The sequence below is a fragment of the Sphaerisporangium sp. NPDC005288 genome, assembly GCF_040607475.1.
Classification (GTDB): Bacteria; Actinomycetota; Actinomycetes; order Streptosporangiales; family Streptosporangiaceae; genus Sphaerisporangium; species Sphaerisporangium rhizosphaerae.
This window is the reverse complement of sequence record NZ_JBEXGT010000088.1, coordinates 1-14,969: the sequence shown is the minus strand read 5'-3', so window position 1 is coordinate 14,969 and position 14,969 is coordinate 1. Positions and strand designations below refer to the sequence as shown.

At 69.1% G+C, this 14,969-nt stretch carries 14 protein-coding genes, 1 tRNA gene and 2 pseudogenes; 2 read left to right on the top strand and 15 right to left on the bottom strand.

All coding sequences use genetic code 11. The annotated features are described in order from the left end of the window. From ABZU32_RS40260 to ABZU32_RS40210, 11 genes and pseudogenes are all read right to left on the bottom strand, one after another. A pseudogene (locus tag ABZU32_RS40260) lies at positions 1-805 on the bottom strand (DNA-directed RNA polymerase subunit beta); the annotation flags it as partial. A 454-nt stretch (positions 806-1,259) separates the two neighbouring features. After that, the gene (locus ABZU32_RS40255) at positions 1,260-1,829 is read right to left on the bottom strand and encodes a hypothetical protein (RefSeq protein ID WP_354931880.1); all 570 of its coding nucleotides are present in this window, start codon (positions 1,827-1,829) and stop codon (positions 1,260-1,262) included. Further along, a complete protein-coding gene (locus tag ABZU32_RS40250) occupies positions 1,826-2,302 on the bottom strand; it encodes a hypothetical protein (protein WP_354853957.1) in 477 nt (158 codons plus the stop codon). The genes ABZU32_RS40255 and ABZU32_RS40250 overlap by 4 nt, the downstream gene beginning before the upstream one ends. Positions 2,303-2,689: 387 nt before the next feature. Beyond that, positions 2,690-3,082, bottom strand: a complete 393-nt coding sequence (rplL, locus tag ABZU32_RS40245) for a 50S ribosomal protein L7/L12 (RefSeq protein WP_354853954.1) — start codon at positions 3,080-3,082, stop codon at positions 2,690-2,692. A gap of 87 nt (positions 3,083-3,169) precedes the next feature. Then, positions 3,170-3,733: a 50S ribosomal protein L10 gene (gene rplJ, locus ABZU32_RS40240; protein WP_354853951.1), complete on the bottom strand. Its 564-nt coding sequence runs from the start codon at positions 3,731-3,733 to the stop codon at positions 3,170-3,172. Positions 3,734-4,030: 297 nt separating this feature from the next. Continuing rightward, on the bottom strand, positions 4,031-4,897 hold the full coding sequence (locus ABZU32_RS40235; RefSeq protein WP_354931877.1) for a DUF1396 domain-containing protein: 867 nt from the start codon (positions 4,895-4,897) through the stop codon (positions 4,031-4,033). Positions 4,898-5,166: 269 nt separating this feature from the next. Next, positions 5,167-5,886, bottom strand: a complete 720-nt coding sequence (gene rplA / locus ABZU32_RS40230) for a 50S ribosomal protein L1 (protein ID WP_354931874.1) — start codon at positions 5,884-5,886, stop codon at positions 5,167-5,169. Between the two features lie 83 nt (positions 5,887-5,969). Further along, on the bottom strand, positions 5,970-6,401 hold the full coding sequence (gene rplK / locus ABZU32_RS40225) for a 50S ribosomal protein L11 (protein WP_354853944.1): 432 nt from the start codon (positions 6,399-6,401) through the stop codon (positions 5,970-5,972). A 183-nt stretch (positions 6,402-6,584) separates the two neighbouring features. Continuing rightward, positions 6,585-7,382 (bottom strand): transcription termination/antitermination protein NusG, encoded by a 798-nt coding sequence (gene nusG, locus ABZU32_RS40220; protein ID WP_354853941.1) that lies wholly within the window; start codon positions 7,380-7,382, stop codon positions 6,585-6,587. A gap of 136 nt (positions 7,383-7,518) precedes the next feature. Beyond that, positions 7,519-7,776 (bottom strand): preprotein translocase subunit SecE, encoded by a 258-nt coding sequence (gene secE, locus ABZU32_RS40215; protein ID WP_354853938.1) that lies wholly within the window; start codon positions 7,774-7,776, stop codon positions 7,519-7,521. Positions 7,777-7,850: 74 nt separating this feature from the next. Continuing rightward, positions 7,851-7,923: transfer RNA gene (locus tag ABZU32_RS40210), tRNA-Trp, on the bottom strand. Between the two features lie 179 nt (positions 7,924-8,102). Between ABZU32_RS40210 and ABZU32_RS40205 the strand changes: the two genes are divergently transcribed. Beyond that, positions 8,103-9,308 (top strand): pyridoxal phosphate-dependent aminotransferase, encoded by a 1,206-nt coding sequence (locus tag ABZU32_RS40205; protein ID WP_354853935.1) that lies wholly within the window; start codon positions 8,103-8,105, stop codon positions 9,306-9,308. 214 nt (positions 9,309-9,522) lie between these two features. Here the strand turns inward: ABZU32_RS40205 and ABZU32_RS40200 are convergent, their stop codons facing one another. Both ABZU32_RS40200 and ABZU32_RS40195 read right to left on the bottom strand, forming a co-directional pair. Next, on the bottom strand, positions 9,523-10,380 hold the full coding sequence (locus tag ABZU32_RS40200; RefSeq protein ID WP_354931871.1) for a hypothetical protein: 858 nt from the start codon (positions 10,378-10,380) through the stop codon (positions 9,523-9,525). A 20-nt stretch (positions 10,381-10,400) separates the two neighbouring features. Then, positions 10,401-10,901: a SigE family RNA polymerase sigma factor gene (locus tag ABZU32_RS40195; RefSeq protein WP_354931868.1), complete on the bottom strand. Its 501-nt coding sequence runs from the start codon at positions 10,899-10,901 to the stop codon at positions 10,401-10,403. A gap of 98 nt (positions 10,902-10,999) precedes the next feature. Between ABZU32_RS40195 and ABZU32_RS40190 the strand changes: the two genes are divergently transcribed. Continuing rightward, on the top strand, positions 11,000-12,019 hold the full coding sequence (locus tag ABZU32_RS40190; protein ID WP_354931865.1) for an adenosine deaminase: 1,020 nt from the start codon (positions 11,000-11,002) through the stop codon (positions 12,017-12,019). Between the two features lie 389 nt (positions 12,020-12,408). On the opposite strand, the gene ABZU32_RS40185 is transcribed toward ABZU32_RS40190, so the two are convergent. Both ABZU32_RS40185 and ABZU32_RS40180 read right to left on the bottom strand, forming a co-directional pair. Continuing rightward, positions 12,409-14,100, bottom strand: a complete 1,692-nt coding sequence (locus ABZU32_RS40185; protein ID WP_354931862.1) for a hypothetical protein — start codon at positions 14,098-14,100, stop codon at positions 12,409-12,411. 23 nt (positions 14,101-14,123) lie between these two features. Next, a pseudogene (locus tag ABZU32_RS40180) lies at positions 14,124-14,969 on the bottom strand (hypothetical protein); the annotation flags it as partial.

Genomic DNA, 14,969 nt, shown 5'->3' with positions numbered 1-14,969 from the left:
GCTCGCCCGGGCGCAGCTTGCGGTAGATGTCGAGCAGGGCGTCGTCCTGGCCGGAGGTGTGGTCCTTCTCCAGGGTGGCGCGCATCGACTCGTACTGGCCGAACCGCTCGAGGATCTGGTCGTTGGTCCAGCCGAGGGCCTTCAGCAGGACGGTGACGGCCTGCTTGCGCTTGCGGTCGATGCGCACACCGACGCTGTCGCGCTTGTCGATCTCGAACTCGAGCCACGCACCGCGCGAGGGGATCACCTTGCAGCCGTACAGGTCCTTGTCGGAGGTCTTGTCGACCGAACGGTCGAAGTAGACACCGGGGGACCGCACCAGCTGGGAGACCACGACACGCTCGGTGCCGTTGATGATGAAGGTGCCCTTGGAGGTCATGAGCGGGAAGTCGCCCATGAACACCGTCTGGCTCTTGATCTCACCGGTGGTGTTATTGATGAACTCCGCCGTGACGAACATCGGGGCGGAGAAGGTCATGTCCTTGTCTTTGCACTCATCGACGGAGTACTTGGGCGGCTCGAACCGGTGGTCGCGGAACGACAAGGACATCGTTCCGGAGAAGTCCTCGATGGGACTGATCTCCTCGAAGATCTCTTCGAGACCGGACTGGGCCGGAACGTCCTTGCGCCCGGCCTGGCGAGCCGCCTCGACCCGCGACCGCCATTTCTCGTTGCCGAGCAACCAGTCGAACGACTCGGTCTGCAGGGCGAGAAGATCGGGAACTTCGAGCGGCTCCTGAATGCGCGCGAAAGAGACGCGGCGGGGACCAGCGGGTACGGCGAAGGCGTTGCGCGAGGCTGCCAACAGATGTCCTTCCGAGGGCTCGCGGACTGACTACACGCACGCCAGACGACCATGCATCAAAGTTACCTAGAGAAGCGGGTCGTCAAAGGGCAGCGCAAAGGGGCAGTGTAGCCGATGGGCATACACCTGTCCACTCAGTCTCGCTCTGCGCACCCACACTGGACGCAGCATCGCCCGTCAGCGCCGAAACGTCAAGCCCGTAGACCCACATTCGAGGCGACCAAGCCCCGTCACGCTGGGTTTTCTCCCCTCTGGAGACGGAGCGGCCAGCCGGGCCAGACGATACCCGCGCTGCGGATCGGCTAACGCTCAGTCACACGGAGGATCGAAGGCTTGCCGCCTCACGACACTGTCGTGCCCTTTGTCATGCCCAACCCGCGCGATGCTCAAACCCAAGCTTTACTAACGATTTAATAACGCGCCACGCCGCACGGCCGTCCCACCGCCGTGGATCTCAGCCGCCGGGAGCGTTGCCGATCAGCGTCGACAGCTCCGACACCAGCCAGTGCTCCTGGCCTCTGACCAGCACGAACCGGGCGCGATTGTGCAGGACCTGCCTCTGGGGCCGTTTCTCGCCCGGCACCAGCTTTGACGTTCCCATGTTCATGAACAGCAACACCTGAACCCGGTCGGGCGTCGCCGATTCCACCGCCGCGGCGACCACCGCCGCCTGCTGCACGGTCTGCTCGCGCCTGACCACGGGGGCCAGGACCCGCGTCAGCTCCCCATAGTGGGCGGCCAGGTCGCCGGTGGCGTACCCCTTGGCCCGGGCGAGGTCGGCCTCGATCGTGCGGTAGTCGTAGGACAGCATGTCCGGCGCGTAGGCCCGCGCCGCGGCGGTCGCGTCGGCCGCCGCGGACTCGCTGTCGCGCAACTCGCGCAGCCTCAGATAGGCGAGGACCGTCAGGACGGCCAGAACGGCCGCCAGAAGGCCGAGGAGCGTGACGGCGGCGAGGAATCGCCACGACCGGGAGCGGGACGCCACGGCCCCCTCAGGGGACCTCAGGCCGCCCTCGCCGGTCACTCGACCGGCTCCAGGCTCGAGGCCGCCCAGCCCTGTCCCACCTTGCTCACCTCGATGTTCCAGCGGTAGAAGCGCTCCTGCGGGGCGGTCTTGACCTGGTCCCAGCGGATCACCGAGTCGGCCACGACCAGCACCCGCGCCGCGCTGCGCCGGTCGTTCATGGAGGCGAGCCCCGCGGCGCGCACGACGCCCGTCTGCACGGCCTTGTTCCGGCGGGTCGCCTCCTTCAGATTGCCGGCCTCCCGGGCGAACTGCTCGCGCGCCTGGCCCGTGGAGGTGTCCATCACCCGCTGGACGTCGCGGTCGATCGTGCGGTAGTCCACGGCCATGAGGTTCAGCGCGTACCGCTTGGCGGCCTGGACGGCGGCCAAGCGGTCGTGTGCCACCGCCCGCGCCTGGTCGAGGTCGTCGCCGACGCGCACCCACGCGGCGCCCAGCGCGGCGACGAGCGCGACCAGCGCCAGGAGCACCACAAGGCGCCTCCTGCGGGGGGAGCGAGCCGCGTGCAGCGCCACCTGTTCCCTCCGATCGCCCTGACCGTGCGCCGCTCGGCGCCACGACGGCACGGACGCGCCGGACCCGGTCCCCGGCCGCCCGGCGGTTCGCCGGATCATAACCCGGTATCAAGATCCAAATGGGCGATCATCCTCTTTGCCCGTACAGGACAGGCCGGAAAGGTCCGCGGCAGGACGGAACGGGTCACTGGGACAGGAAGAAGGACCCGGACAGCCGCAAGTCGCGCGGAAAACCAGAAAGGGACGGACCACCCGGCACCAGGGTGGACCGCCCCTTCCTTGCAGAGCTTGAACGCTCGCGCGCGAGCTTTCAGACGCTCAGGTGGAGCTTCGAGACGCGTGAGGTCACTTGACGGTGACGGTGGCGCCGGCGCCCTCCAGGGCGGCCTTGGCCTTCTCAGCGGCTTCCTTGTTGACCTTCTCGAGCAGCGGCTTGGGAGCCCCGTCGACGAGGTCCTTGGCCTCCTTGAGGCCGAGGCTGGTGAGCGCGCGGACCTCCTTGATGACCTGGATCTTCTTGTCGCCGGCGGCCTCGAGGATGACGTCGAACTCGTCCTGCTCCTCGGCCTCCTCGGCGGCGGCGGCGCCACCACCGGCGCCGGGGGCGGCGGCCACGGCCACCGGAGCGGCGGCCTTGACGTCGAAGGTCTCCTCGAAGAGCTTCACGAAGTCGGACAGCTCAAGGAGGGTCATCTCCTTGAACGCGTCGAGCAGCTCGTCGGTGCTGAGCTTCGCCATGGGTGGTTCCTCCATATGAATTGCAAAACGTGAATCGGACCGCGGTATGCGCCGCAATCCCCTGCTTTGGTCGCTTCCGCGCCGGAACTACTCGGCGGCGTCCGCGGCGGCGTCCGCGCCGGCCTCCGTGCCGCCGGTCTCCCCGCGCTTCTCGCGCAGGGCCTCGACGAGCCGGGCCAGCTGGGTGGGCAGCGCGTTGAACGTGGCGGCGGCCTGAGACTGCTTCGCCTTCAGCGCGCCGGCCAGCTTCGCGAGCAGGATCTCGCGCGACTCGAGGTCGGCGAGCGTCGCGATCTCGGCCGGGGTCATCGACTTGCCGTCGACGACACCACCCTTGATGACCAGGAGGGGATTGGCCTTGGCGAAGTCACGCAGACCCTTGGCCGCCTCGACCACGTCGCCACTGACGAACGCGATCGCGGTCGGACCCTGGAACAGATTGTCCAGGGAGGTGACCCCGGCCTCGTTGGCCGCGATCTTGGACAGCGTGTTCTTCGCCACGGCGAACTTCGCATTCCCACCGAGCGTGACGCGCAGCTGCTTGAGCTGCGCCACGGTGAGACCGCGGTACTCGGTCAGGACAGCGGCGCTGGAGCTCTCAAAGTGTTCTTTGAGCTCGGCAACCGCGGTCGCCTTTTCCGCCCTCGCCATGGGCCTCCTTCCAGATGTGCCACCGGCGAAGGGCCCAGGAGTCCGTAAATGAGAACAAGCCCCGGCGCAGGCGCACGGGGCTCACACACAGAGGTCACGCGGGAAAAGGATCCGCGCGAGCAGCCATATGGAAACTCACATCACACCTGCGCAGGCCATCCACCACAGTGGATCCTTGGGCCACCGAGCCATAACGGGCTCGGCGACGACCGGCGGTCTTCGGCGTGAACACTGTACCCGGGCTTCGCGCTCCGCGCCAACTCGCGGAGGAGTAGCGCGGAGCGCGACCCGTGACGGTCAGCTTCCGGTGGTGCCGGTGGCGCCCGTCCCGTTGAGCCCGTTGAGGTTCTGCGGGAGGTCGCCCACCTGGTCGGCCGGGGGTGCGGTGACCTCCGCGGCCTGGTTGAAGGAGGTGAACGTGGACGTCAGCTTGAACACGCCGTCGCCGGCGCCGCCGTTCATCTCCACCTTGCGCGGGAGGCTCTGCGCGTCGATCCAGGTGTCGAACTTCATGTCCTTGACGTTGGTCAGCTGCCCCTGGACGCGCTTCTGCATCTCGGGCGACAGCAGCTTGACCGCCTCGGCCACCGTGAAGGTGCCCTTGTAGTGCGTGGTGTCGACGCCGCCGACGGTCTCGGAGCCGACCTTGGCGACGTCCTTGGAGCTGGTCAGCATCCGCACGCTGGTCTGCAGGTCGATCTGCTGGGCCTGGGACAGGAACTGGTCGACGTCCACGCCGGCGTTCTGCCCGGCCCTGGCCAGGTCGAGCTTGATCCACGGCTTGCTGCCGCCGACCAGCTTGTTGAGCATGTCGACCTTGATGTAGGCCGTCTGCCCGACGAGGATGACGCGCACGCCGCCGGGGATGTTCTGCCCGCGGACGTTGATGGTGTCCAGCGTCACGTCGGAGGCGAGCTGGGGCTTCTGGTGGACCACCATGGAGCCCTTGACCGACCCCGCGCCCTCGTTCGGGGCGCTGAAGTCCAGTGCGAGCTGGGCGTTGTAGGACGTCACGTCCTGAGCGCTCTCGGCGCTGTGCTGAAGGGACTCAGCCGCGGAGAGCTGAACCGCGCCGAGGGACTCGGCCGGCTTCTGCGATGCCTGACCACATGCCGATACCGCGAGGAGCATGGCCGAGCCCACGGCCGCGATCGCGGGTGTCATTCGCCGGTTCACTAGGTAACCCTTCTGTATCCCCCATAAGTAATTTTTACCCTACGTGCTGCCCCTACCCCGTGCGGCGGAGTATGAGCATCGATTACCGGCCCTGGAAGCGCGCATGACGGAGAAACGGGGGTTCACCTGCGAGGAAAGCGAAAACGTAAAGAAGAAAGGCCCGCACTGTGTGCGGGCCTTTCTCAGGTGGTTCTCAGGTTGTGCCCGTCAGGCGGCGGCACGGTGCGCGCCGCTCGCCCGATGGCGCGAGGAGGACCTCAGGCGTCCAGCTCGGCGGTGATCCCCCGCGTCACGTTCGGGTCCACCGGGATGCCCGGGCCCATCGACGTGGAGAAGGTGACCTTCTTGAGGTAGCGCCCCTTGGCCGCGGACGGCTTGAGACGCACGATCTCGTCCAGCGCGGCGGCGTAGTTCTCCAGGAGCTGGCGCTCGGGGAAGGACACCTTGCCGATGATGAAGTGGAGGTTCGCGTGCCGGTCGACGCGGAACTCGATCTTGCCGCCCTTGATCTCGGTCACGGCCTTGGCCACCGCGGGGGTGACGGTGCCGGTCTTGGGGTTCGGCATGAGACCGCGCGGGCCGAGCACGCGGCCGAGGCGGCCGACCTTGCCCATGAGGTCGGGCGTGGCCACGACGGCGTCGAACTCGTTGAGGCGGTTGCCCTTGGCGATCTCTTCGATCAGCTCGTCGGCGCCGACGATGTCGGCGCCCGCGGCGCGGGCCTCCTCGGCACGGTCACCGGTGGCGAAGACCAGGACCCGGGCGGTCTTGCCGGTGCCGTGCGGGAGGTTGACGGTGCCGCGGACCATCTGGTCGGCCTTGCGGGGGTCGACGCCCAGCCGCAGGGCCACCTCGACGGTGGCGTCGAACTTGGTGACCGAGCTGGCCTTGGCGATCTTGGCGGCGTCGACCGGGCTGTACAGCGCCTCGTGGTCGATCTGCTCGGCCGCCTTGCGGTAGGTCTTGCTGCGCTTCACTGCTTCTCCTTCTGGAGCCCGTGGTGACGGGCCAGCGCGTGGCCCTCCCACTGTGTCTGTCGTGCCTCGACCCGCGGCGCGGATCAGTCGGCGATGGTGATGCCCATCGACCGGGCGGTGCCGGCGATGATCTTCTCGGCCGCCTCGATGTCGTTGGCGTTGAGGTCGGGCATCTTCGTCTCGGCGATCTGGCGCAGCTGGTCCTTGGTGAGCTTGCCCACCTTGTCGCGGTGCGGGTTGGCGCTGGCCTTGTCGACGCCCGCGGCCTTCTTGATCAGCTCAGGCGCCGGCGGCGTCTTGGTGACGAAGGTGAAGCTGCGGTCTTCGAAGATGGTGATCTCGACGGGGATGATGTTGCCCCGCTGGGCCTCGGTCGCAGCGTTGTACTGCTTGACGAAGTCCATGATGTTGACGCCGTGGGGACCGAGGGCGGTACCGACGGGCGGCGCGGGCGTGGCCTGGCCAGCGGGAAGCTGGACCTTGACCAGAGCCGCGATCTTCTTCTTAGGAGGCATTGTCCTACTCCGGGTCCTGAACTCCTGTGAAACTCCCACAGGGCGTGGAAGCCCCCCGAGGGCAGGCGAGGGCCAGACGGCCGTGCTCCCTCGGGACCAACCCCGCGGCCGCTCGAACGGCCGGCCCGCGGGACGACTTATCAGTGTATGCGCGCCGCCAGATCGCCAGGACCTGGACGGGCGTCAGATCTTGGAGACCTGGTTGAACGACAGCTCGACCGGCGTCTCGCGACCGAAGATCGAGACCAGCACCTTGAGCTTCTGCGACTCGGCGCTGATCTCGCTGACCGTCGCGGGCAGCGTGGCGAAGGGGCCGTCCATGACGGTGACCGACTCGCCGACCTCGAAGTCGACGGTGGCGGCCGCGGCCTTGGCGGCGGTCGTCTTGGTCTGCTCGGTCGGCTCGGGCGCGAGCAGCTTGGCGACCTCGTCCAGGCTCAGCGGGCTCGGCCGGTTGGACAGGCCCACGAAGCCGGTCACGCCGGGCGTGTTGCGCACCGCGGACCAGGACTCGTCGGTCAGCTCCATGCGCACCAGCACGTAGCCGGGGAGCACGCGCTCCTTGACCGGGGTGCGCTTGCCGCCCTTGATCTCGGTGACGGTGTGAACCGGCACCTCGACCTGGAAGAGGTAGTCCTCCATGTTGAGCGACTGGGTGCGGGTCTCGATGTTGGACTTCACGCGGTTCTCGTAACCGGCGTAGGAGTGGATGACGTACCACTCGCCGGGCAGGCCCCGCATGGAGCGCTTGAACTCTTCGACAGGGTCGACATCGGGAACGAGATCACCGTCTTCGTCAACGGCGCCGACCGGAGCCTCGGGCTCAACGGCCTCGCCTGACTCGTCGGCATCACCGGACTCGTCGGCGTCATCCGCGGCCTCAGGGGCCTCGCCGGACTCGTCGGTGATCTCGATCGCCTCTTCCGGCTCGCCCTCCCACTCCTCGTGGGATGCGCCAGCCGACAGTGGGGACTCGGACACGGTGACTCTTTCTTCTCTCGTCGATGATGTTGCGATCTTTGACGCCCTACAAGGACGTGCAGCCGCCCGTCAGCGGGGGGCCGCCGTTCAAGACGGCCACCGACCCGCCGGGGACGGCTGTCGCGCGGCGGCCGGCTCAGGCTCCGCCGAAGACCGCCAGCACACCCTGCGTGAGCAAGAAGTCTATCCCCGCCACGAGCCCGACCATGATCAAGACAAAGACGAGGACCACCGTGGTGTAAGAGATCAGATCCTTGCGCGTCGGCCAGATCACCTTGCGAAGCTCGGCGATGATCTGCCGGTAGAAAAGTGCGGGAGAGGTGCGCTTCTTAACGGTCTGGCCGGACGGCTTACTCGGCCTGTCGGCGGCCTCGCCGCGTGTGTCGATCGCCACAGTCCTCACCTGATCCGTCGTTCCTACGCAACTTTCGGCGGCATACACGCCATCGGTGCGCGGACCGCACTCCGCAGGGCACGAGGGACTCGAACCCCCAACCGCCGGTTTTGGAGACCGGTGCGCTACCAATTGCGCTAGTGCCCTCTGCCGTGAACCACCTTACCCCGAGCGGTCGGGGGTACGTCGCTCACTAGTTGCAGAAGTGTACGGGTGAATGCGCCTCACGTCGAACCAACTCGTGCGACACGTCATGACGGACACCGCTTGTCCAGTTCACGGATATAGGGCGGCGGCGGTGGGAGACGTCTGGAAGCATGGAAGGCATGACCCGTCCTCGCATCTCAGCGCGCATTTCCGCCATCTCAGAGTCCGCCACGCTGGCCGTCGACGCCAAGGCCAAGGCGATGAAGGCGGACGGCCGTCCGGTCATCGGGTTCGGAGCCGGCGAGCCGGACTTCCCGACGCCCGACTACATCGTCGAGGCGGCCGTCGAGGCGTGCCGGAACCCGCGGTTCCACAAGTACACGCCGGCCGGCGGTCTTCCCGAGCTCAAGCAGGCCATCGCCGACAAGACGCGGCGCGACTCCGGCTTCGAGGTCGACGCCTCGCAGGTGCTGGTCACCAACGGCGGCAAGCAGGCCGTCTACGAGGCGTTCGCCACGCTGCTCGACCCGGGCGACGAGGTGCTGGTGGTGGCCCCCTACTGGACGACCTACCCTGAGGCGATCAAGCTCGCGGGCGGCGTCCAGGTCGACGTGGTGACCGACGAGACCACCGGCTACCTCGCCTCGGTCGACCAGCTCGAGGCCGCGCGCACCGAGCGCACCAAGGTCCTGCTGTTCGTGTCGCCGTCCAACCCGACCGGCGCGGTCTACTCCCCCGACCAGGTGGCCGAGATCGGCCGCTGGGCCGCGGAGCACGGCCTGTGGGTCGTCACCGACGAGATCTACGAACACCTGGTGTACGGCGGCGTGGCCTTCACCAGCATCGCCACCGCCGTCCCCGAGCTGCGCGACAACGTCGTGGTGCTCAACGGCGTCGCCAAGACCTACGCCATGACGGGCTGGCGCGTGGGCTGGATGATCGGCCCGAAGGACGTCGTGAAGGCCGCCACCAACCTGCAGTCGCACGCCACCTCCAACGTCTCCAACGTCGCGCAGGCGGCGGCCTTGACGGCGGTCTCGGGCGACCTTTCGGCCGTGGCGCGCATGCGCGAGGCGTTCGACCGGCGGCGGCAGACCATGGTGCGCATGCTCAACGAGATCCCCGGCGTCCTGTGCCCCGAGCCGTTCGGTGCGTTCTACGCATACCCGTCGGTCAAGGCCATCCTGGGCAAGGAGCTCCGCGGCCGGCGCCCGTCCACGTCCGCCGAGCTCGCCGAGCTGATCCTCGAGGAGGCCGAGGTCGCCCTGGTCCCCGGCGAGGCCTTCGGCACCCCCGGCTACTTCCGCCTGTCCTACGCCCTCGGCGACGACGACCTCGCGGAAGGCGTCAGCCGCCTCGCCAAGCTCCTGTCCGAGGCCCACTGACCGACCTACGGCGAAACCCCCTCACCACCCCGCGCCGAGATGAAAAGCCCCGCTCCCCAGGGCCGCTCCCACCGGCGCCGGTACGGCGGGAGGTGGGGGCGGCGAAGTCGGCGCCGCCGTACGGCGGGTGACCGGTGCGCATCCCCGGTCACGGCACGAGTGGAGGCCCCGGGCCACATTGGCCTGGGGCCTTGGTCTGTTCAGGGGCGTTCGGTCAGCCGGTGGCGTGGACGCCGTCGGCGATCCTCTTGAGCTCGCGCACGACGCCCTTGGGACCGAGCCTCTCGGCCAGGGTGGGGCTGATCATGGCCTCCACCGCGAGATCGGGCTTGAGCATCCAGAGGATCGTGGACGTGCCCATGTCATCGTCGATCTCGGACCCCTCCCCGAGCTTGGCGATGACGCCCTGTGCGCCGTGCACCTCGACCCGCTCGGCATCCTCGCTGTTCCGGTGGTCATGCAGGAGAGCCTTCACGCGCTTTGACGCGTCGCCCTCGAAGACGATCATCTGCACGCCGTACATGCCGGGAAGGGCACCCGGCTCGTCCCACGAAGTCGTGTAACTGGTCTCCCCGAAACCGTTCTTGCCCGACCATTTCCCCCATTGGAGGCGCTCGGGCAGATAGTCCACCCGAACACCGCCGAAGGCCCGCCCGTCACCGAGATCCCCCAGGTCCTGGGGCTGGCTCGCCAACTGGCCATCGGGGAAGATCGGCGAGGCACCGGCGGTAGCGCTCGTCGCCGGTGCCGGTGACCCGGCGTCCACACCGGCCGAAGGGCTCTGCGAAGCCACCGCCGTGGATTCATCGGATGGCACGGCCGCCGGGTCGGACGGCGCGGCGGCCGGGCCCCCGAGGCTCGGAGCCGGAGCCGGGGCCGGCCCTGACGTCAGCGCCGTGTAGGCGGGGAAGGAGCCCGCCACCAGCACGGTCAGCGCGGCGGCCCCGGCCGTGCGGAACCGCGTGAGGTGCGCGCGGTGCCTGCGCCGCACCGCCTGGCCCATCATCGCCGGCGCGCGGACGTCCGCGACGTGGGCGGACATGGCTTCCTTGAGCGCTTCTTCCACGTTCATACCGCACCTTTCCTCCGATTTCACACCGACGTTCCGTCCAGGGCGCCCATGCGCGCCCGCATCCTGGCCAGGCCGCGTGCGGCCTGGCTCTTCACCGTCCCGGCCGAGCAGCCCAGCAGCGCGGCGGTCTCGGCCTCCGACAGGTCCTCCCAGTAGCGCAGGACCACGACCGCGCGCATGCGCGCCGGCAGGCGGCGCAGCTCGGCGAGCAGGGCGTCGCGCGTGTCGAGGTCCGGCTGCGGCGCCTCCAGCTCGGGAGGACGGGCGAAGGTGATCTCCTGGATCACCTTGCGCCGCCGTGCCCGGGAGATGGCCGCGTTGACCACGACCCGCCTGGCGTAGGACTCCGGGTTGTCGTGCCGGATCCTCGGCCAGTGCCGGTAGACCCTCTCCAGCGCGCCCTGCGCCAGGTCCTCGGCGTCGTGGATCGACGCGCCGCAGACGAGGATGGCCGTGCGGAGCAGGGCGGTGCTCCGGGCGGCCAGGAATTCGTCGAAGGCCGCTTCGTCTTCTTCCGTCATGGCGAGTCCCCTTTCGTCCTCCCCAACGCACCGACCCACCGCGAGGTTGAGAGGCGGTGCGGGACCACCGCGCCGGCGCGGTACGGCAAGATATGGAAATGGCACGCCCGCTCGACGAACTTCCGAAGGCGCATCTTCACCTGCACTTCACCGGCTCCATGCGGCACTCCACCCTGCTGGAGCTCGCGCGCGACCACGGGGTCCACCTCCCCGACGCGCTCGTGGAGGACTGGCCGCCCAAACTACGGGCCACCGACGAGCGCGGCTGGTTCCGGTTCCAGCGGCTGTACGACATAGCGCGCTCGGTGCTGCGCCGCGATCAGGACGTCTACCGGCTGCTGCGCGAGGCCGCCGAGGACGAGGCGGCCGAGGGGTCGCGCTGGCTGGAGATCCAGGTCGACCCCTCCGGGTACGCCCAGCGGTTCGGCGGGGTGACCGCGACGCTGGAACTGGTGCTCGACGCGGCGGCCAGGGCGTCGGAGTCCAGCAAGGTCGGCATCGGGGTGATCGTCGCCGCCAACCGCACCCGGCACCCGCTCGACGCCAAGACCCTCGCCCGGCTGGCCGGGCAGTACGCCGACAAGGGCGTGGTGGGCTTCGGGCTGTCCAACGACGAGCGCCGCGCCCGGGCCCGCGACTTCGACGGCGCGTTCCGCATCGCCAAGCGGGCCGGGCTGCTGGCCGTCCCGCACGGCGGTGAGCTGTCGGGCGCCGCGAGCGTCGCCGAGTGCGTGGACGACCTGGACGCCGACCGCATCGGCCACGGAATCCGGGCGGCCGAATCCCAACGGCTGATGGAGCGCCTGGCCGACCGTCAGATCGCCTGCGAGGTGTGCCCCACCTCCAACGTCGGCCTCGGCGTCGCCCAGCGGGCCGGGGACGTCCCGGTGAAGCGGCTGTTCGACGCCGGGGTGCCGATCGCGCTCGGCGCCGACGACCCGCTGCTGTTCGGCGCGCGGCTGCTGCCGCAGTACGAGCTGGCGCGCGAGGTCTACGGCTTCAGCGACGCCGAGATCGCCGAGCTGGCCCGCCAGTCGATCCGGTCCTCCACGGCCCCGGACGGCCTCAAGAAGGAACTGCTGACGTCCATCGACACCTGGCTGACCAGCCCGGCCTGAACGGTTCCGAGGCCACCGGGCGGGCGCCCAAGGACGGCGATCGACCCCTCCCAGCGGCACCGCGCGCTCGTGCGAGTAGATCGTCGGGGTGGCGATGACTTTGCCGGCGGCGTCCACGACGGCGACCTTCATACCAGGCACCTGCGGACATGCCACGGGCCCTGTCGCCAGGGCCCGTGGTCTTGTGCCGTCCCACCGTGGGAAGCGGTGTCCCGGGTTCGCCGTGGCGGACGCGGCGTCTCCGGGTGCACCGTGAGAGCGCGGCGTCTCTCGCTTCACCCTGGCGGACGCGGCGTCCCCCAGGTTCACCGTGGGGGCGCGGTGTCTGCCGGTTCACCGTGGAGCGCGGCGTCTCGGGCTCGCCGGTCCGAGACACCGCTGCCCACGTGTCACTGGGAGTGGATGTAGACCTCGTCGAAGACCTCGGCGAGCTTGGTGAGGTCCTGGGTGACGCCCTTCTCCGGGTCGCTGGCGTCGAAGGTGATCGACAGCCGGCCGAGCCCCTTGCGGGCCTGCAGGGCCTTCCACATGGTGTTGGTCGCCAAGCCCTGGTCCAGCAGACGCCAGGTCGCGCCGTCCCACTCCTGACGGTGGGTCCACAGCATCACCGTCTGCACGCCCGCCTGCAACGGCAGATCGACGCGCAACTTGGCCGCGGCCTCGGCCTGCGCGGCGGTCAGCTTGTTCGCCCCACTGTGCGCAAGACCCACCTCACGGGCACCCACGTGCACCCGGGTGTCCCAGCCACGCGCCCGCACGCCGATCCACTGGTTGCGCAGCGCCTTGTCCGGGGTGATCTTGTACTTGGCGTACTCGCTGGCGAACAGGCCGCTGGACACGTTCACGTGGTCCACATCGCCGGTCAGCACGTACTTCTCGACGTTGGCCCGGCTGATCAGCGGATACTTGGCGCGCAGCGCCGCCTGGCACGGCTCGTTGGCCCCGCAGCCCATCTCGGGCACCACCACGTCCACCGCGAGCTGCTTGCCCGCCGGGATCGCCGCGCGCAGAGCAGCCGAGCTCTCCTTGACGAACCTGCGCACGTCGTCGGCCGACTTGAAGCCCCAGTAGCCGAGGTCCTGGGCGAACTTCACGCCCACCACACCCGGCCGGCTCGCCTGCGCCGCCATCGAGGCGACCGCCGCGTCGAACTGGTCCTTGCCGGCCGTCCACGCCGGGGCAAGCTCGCCCTCGATCCACACCCGCATGCCCAGCTTGATCGCCGTGGCCGCCGCCTTGCCGGTCGCGTCGTTCGGCGCGGTCAGCGGCGCCTTGGACGCCTTCGGCGTCGTCGGCTGCGCCTCGGTGGAGGGGTCGGGCTGCGGCTCGGTGGAGCGGTCGGCACGCGGCGCGGTCACGCTGGAGGTGGGCTCCGGCGCCACCGACTCCTGGTCCTGAGGCCCGTTGGAGGTCTCCACCTGCGGCGCCTGCTCACCGTTCGGATCGCTCTGCGTCTGCGGGTCGCTCTGCGTCTGGGTCTGCGGATCGGTTTGCGTCCGGGCGTTCGGATCGTCCACCGGCTGCGCGTCCGGATCGGCCAGGGTCGAACTCGTGGGCCCGGGCGTCGCGCCCGAGGTGGTCTCACCCGAGGTCGTCGTCGGCGTACCGGAAGCACTGCCGCCGCCGGAACAGTCGAACTCCCCGCCCTGACACGCCTTGGCCGGCGGCTTGGTCACGTTGCCGTCGGTGTCCTTGCAGACGTACTTGCCGGCGCTGTGGTCGTACTTGCACAGCACCTGGTCCTTGTCGGCGCAATCCTGCATGCCCGGACCCTTGTTGGTCTTGTCCATGCAGAACAGCACCGGCCCCGGATAGGGGACGGCCTCCTTGAGCTTCTCACCGTCGTTGTCGGCCCAGAACTTGACGATGTTGAGCGCGTCTCTCGGGGTCTTCGCCATCCAGGAGCAGTACATGTACTCGGGAGTGCCGCTCCCGAGGATGTCGTCGCACTCGTTGTTCGCAGCAGGGTCGGCGGACGCACCCGGGTCGGCGAGCGCCATACCTGTGGGGATGCCTATGGTCAGCGTGAAGAGCACCGCGATGAGAGCGATGATCCACTCACGTTTACGGAGTCGAGGCATACGCGGTCTCCTCTTCCTGGAGGTTAGGGACAGCGCTTCTTGTAGGTGATGGTCACCTTCACGCTGCCGGATCCTTGGGTGCCTTTGTTGTCGCCCGACCAGTTGATGGTCACGTAGGTGCTCAGTTGCCTGTCGCAGTCGGACGAGGTCCCGGACGCCAGGCCGTCGAGCGTGACCCGGAAGGCGCCGCTCTGACCATTGCCCAGAGTGCCGCTGGCCGGTGACGCGTTGACGTAGGAGGAGCCGGTCGCACTCCATTGAATGGTCCCGGCTGTGGATTGGATCGAAGCGATGCCCTCACGGCCGTACCCCACGTCGACCGTGCCGTAGGCGCTGAAGGACGGAGGAGGCGGAGGAGGCGGAGGCGCGCTGCTGGCCTGCTGCTTGCCCTCCGGCTGCGTGGTCGGCTTGGACGACGTCTTGGGCTGCGAGGTCGTCTTGGGCGACGAGGTGGTCTTCGGCGGGGGCGGCGGATCGTTGGGCCCGTCGTTGGTCGTCGGCGAGGAGGTCTTGTTCTTGGTCTTCGTGGGGCTCGCCGTGGGGCGGGAGCTGGTCGGCGGGGGCACCACCGGCACCGAGGAGGTCGGGACGGCCGCGCCGGGGCGGGTCGCGCCGGGCCCGCTCGCGTGAGGGCTGGCCCCGGGGGCGGCGGTGCCGCCGGGCGGCGGAGGGGGCGGGGAGTCGACCAGGGGTGGCAGGGACTCGCCCGCGGTGATCACGACGGTGCCGCCGGCGGCTTCGACGTCGACGGGTCCTCCGGTGCGGGCTCCGGGCGTGAACAGCAGGGACCAGATGACGCCGGCGGAGGCGACCGACACGACGGTGACCAGGGCGACGCGGCCCCAGCGGATGCGGCTTTCGGGGTCGTC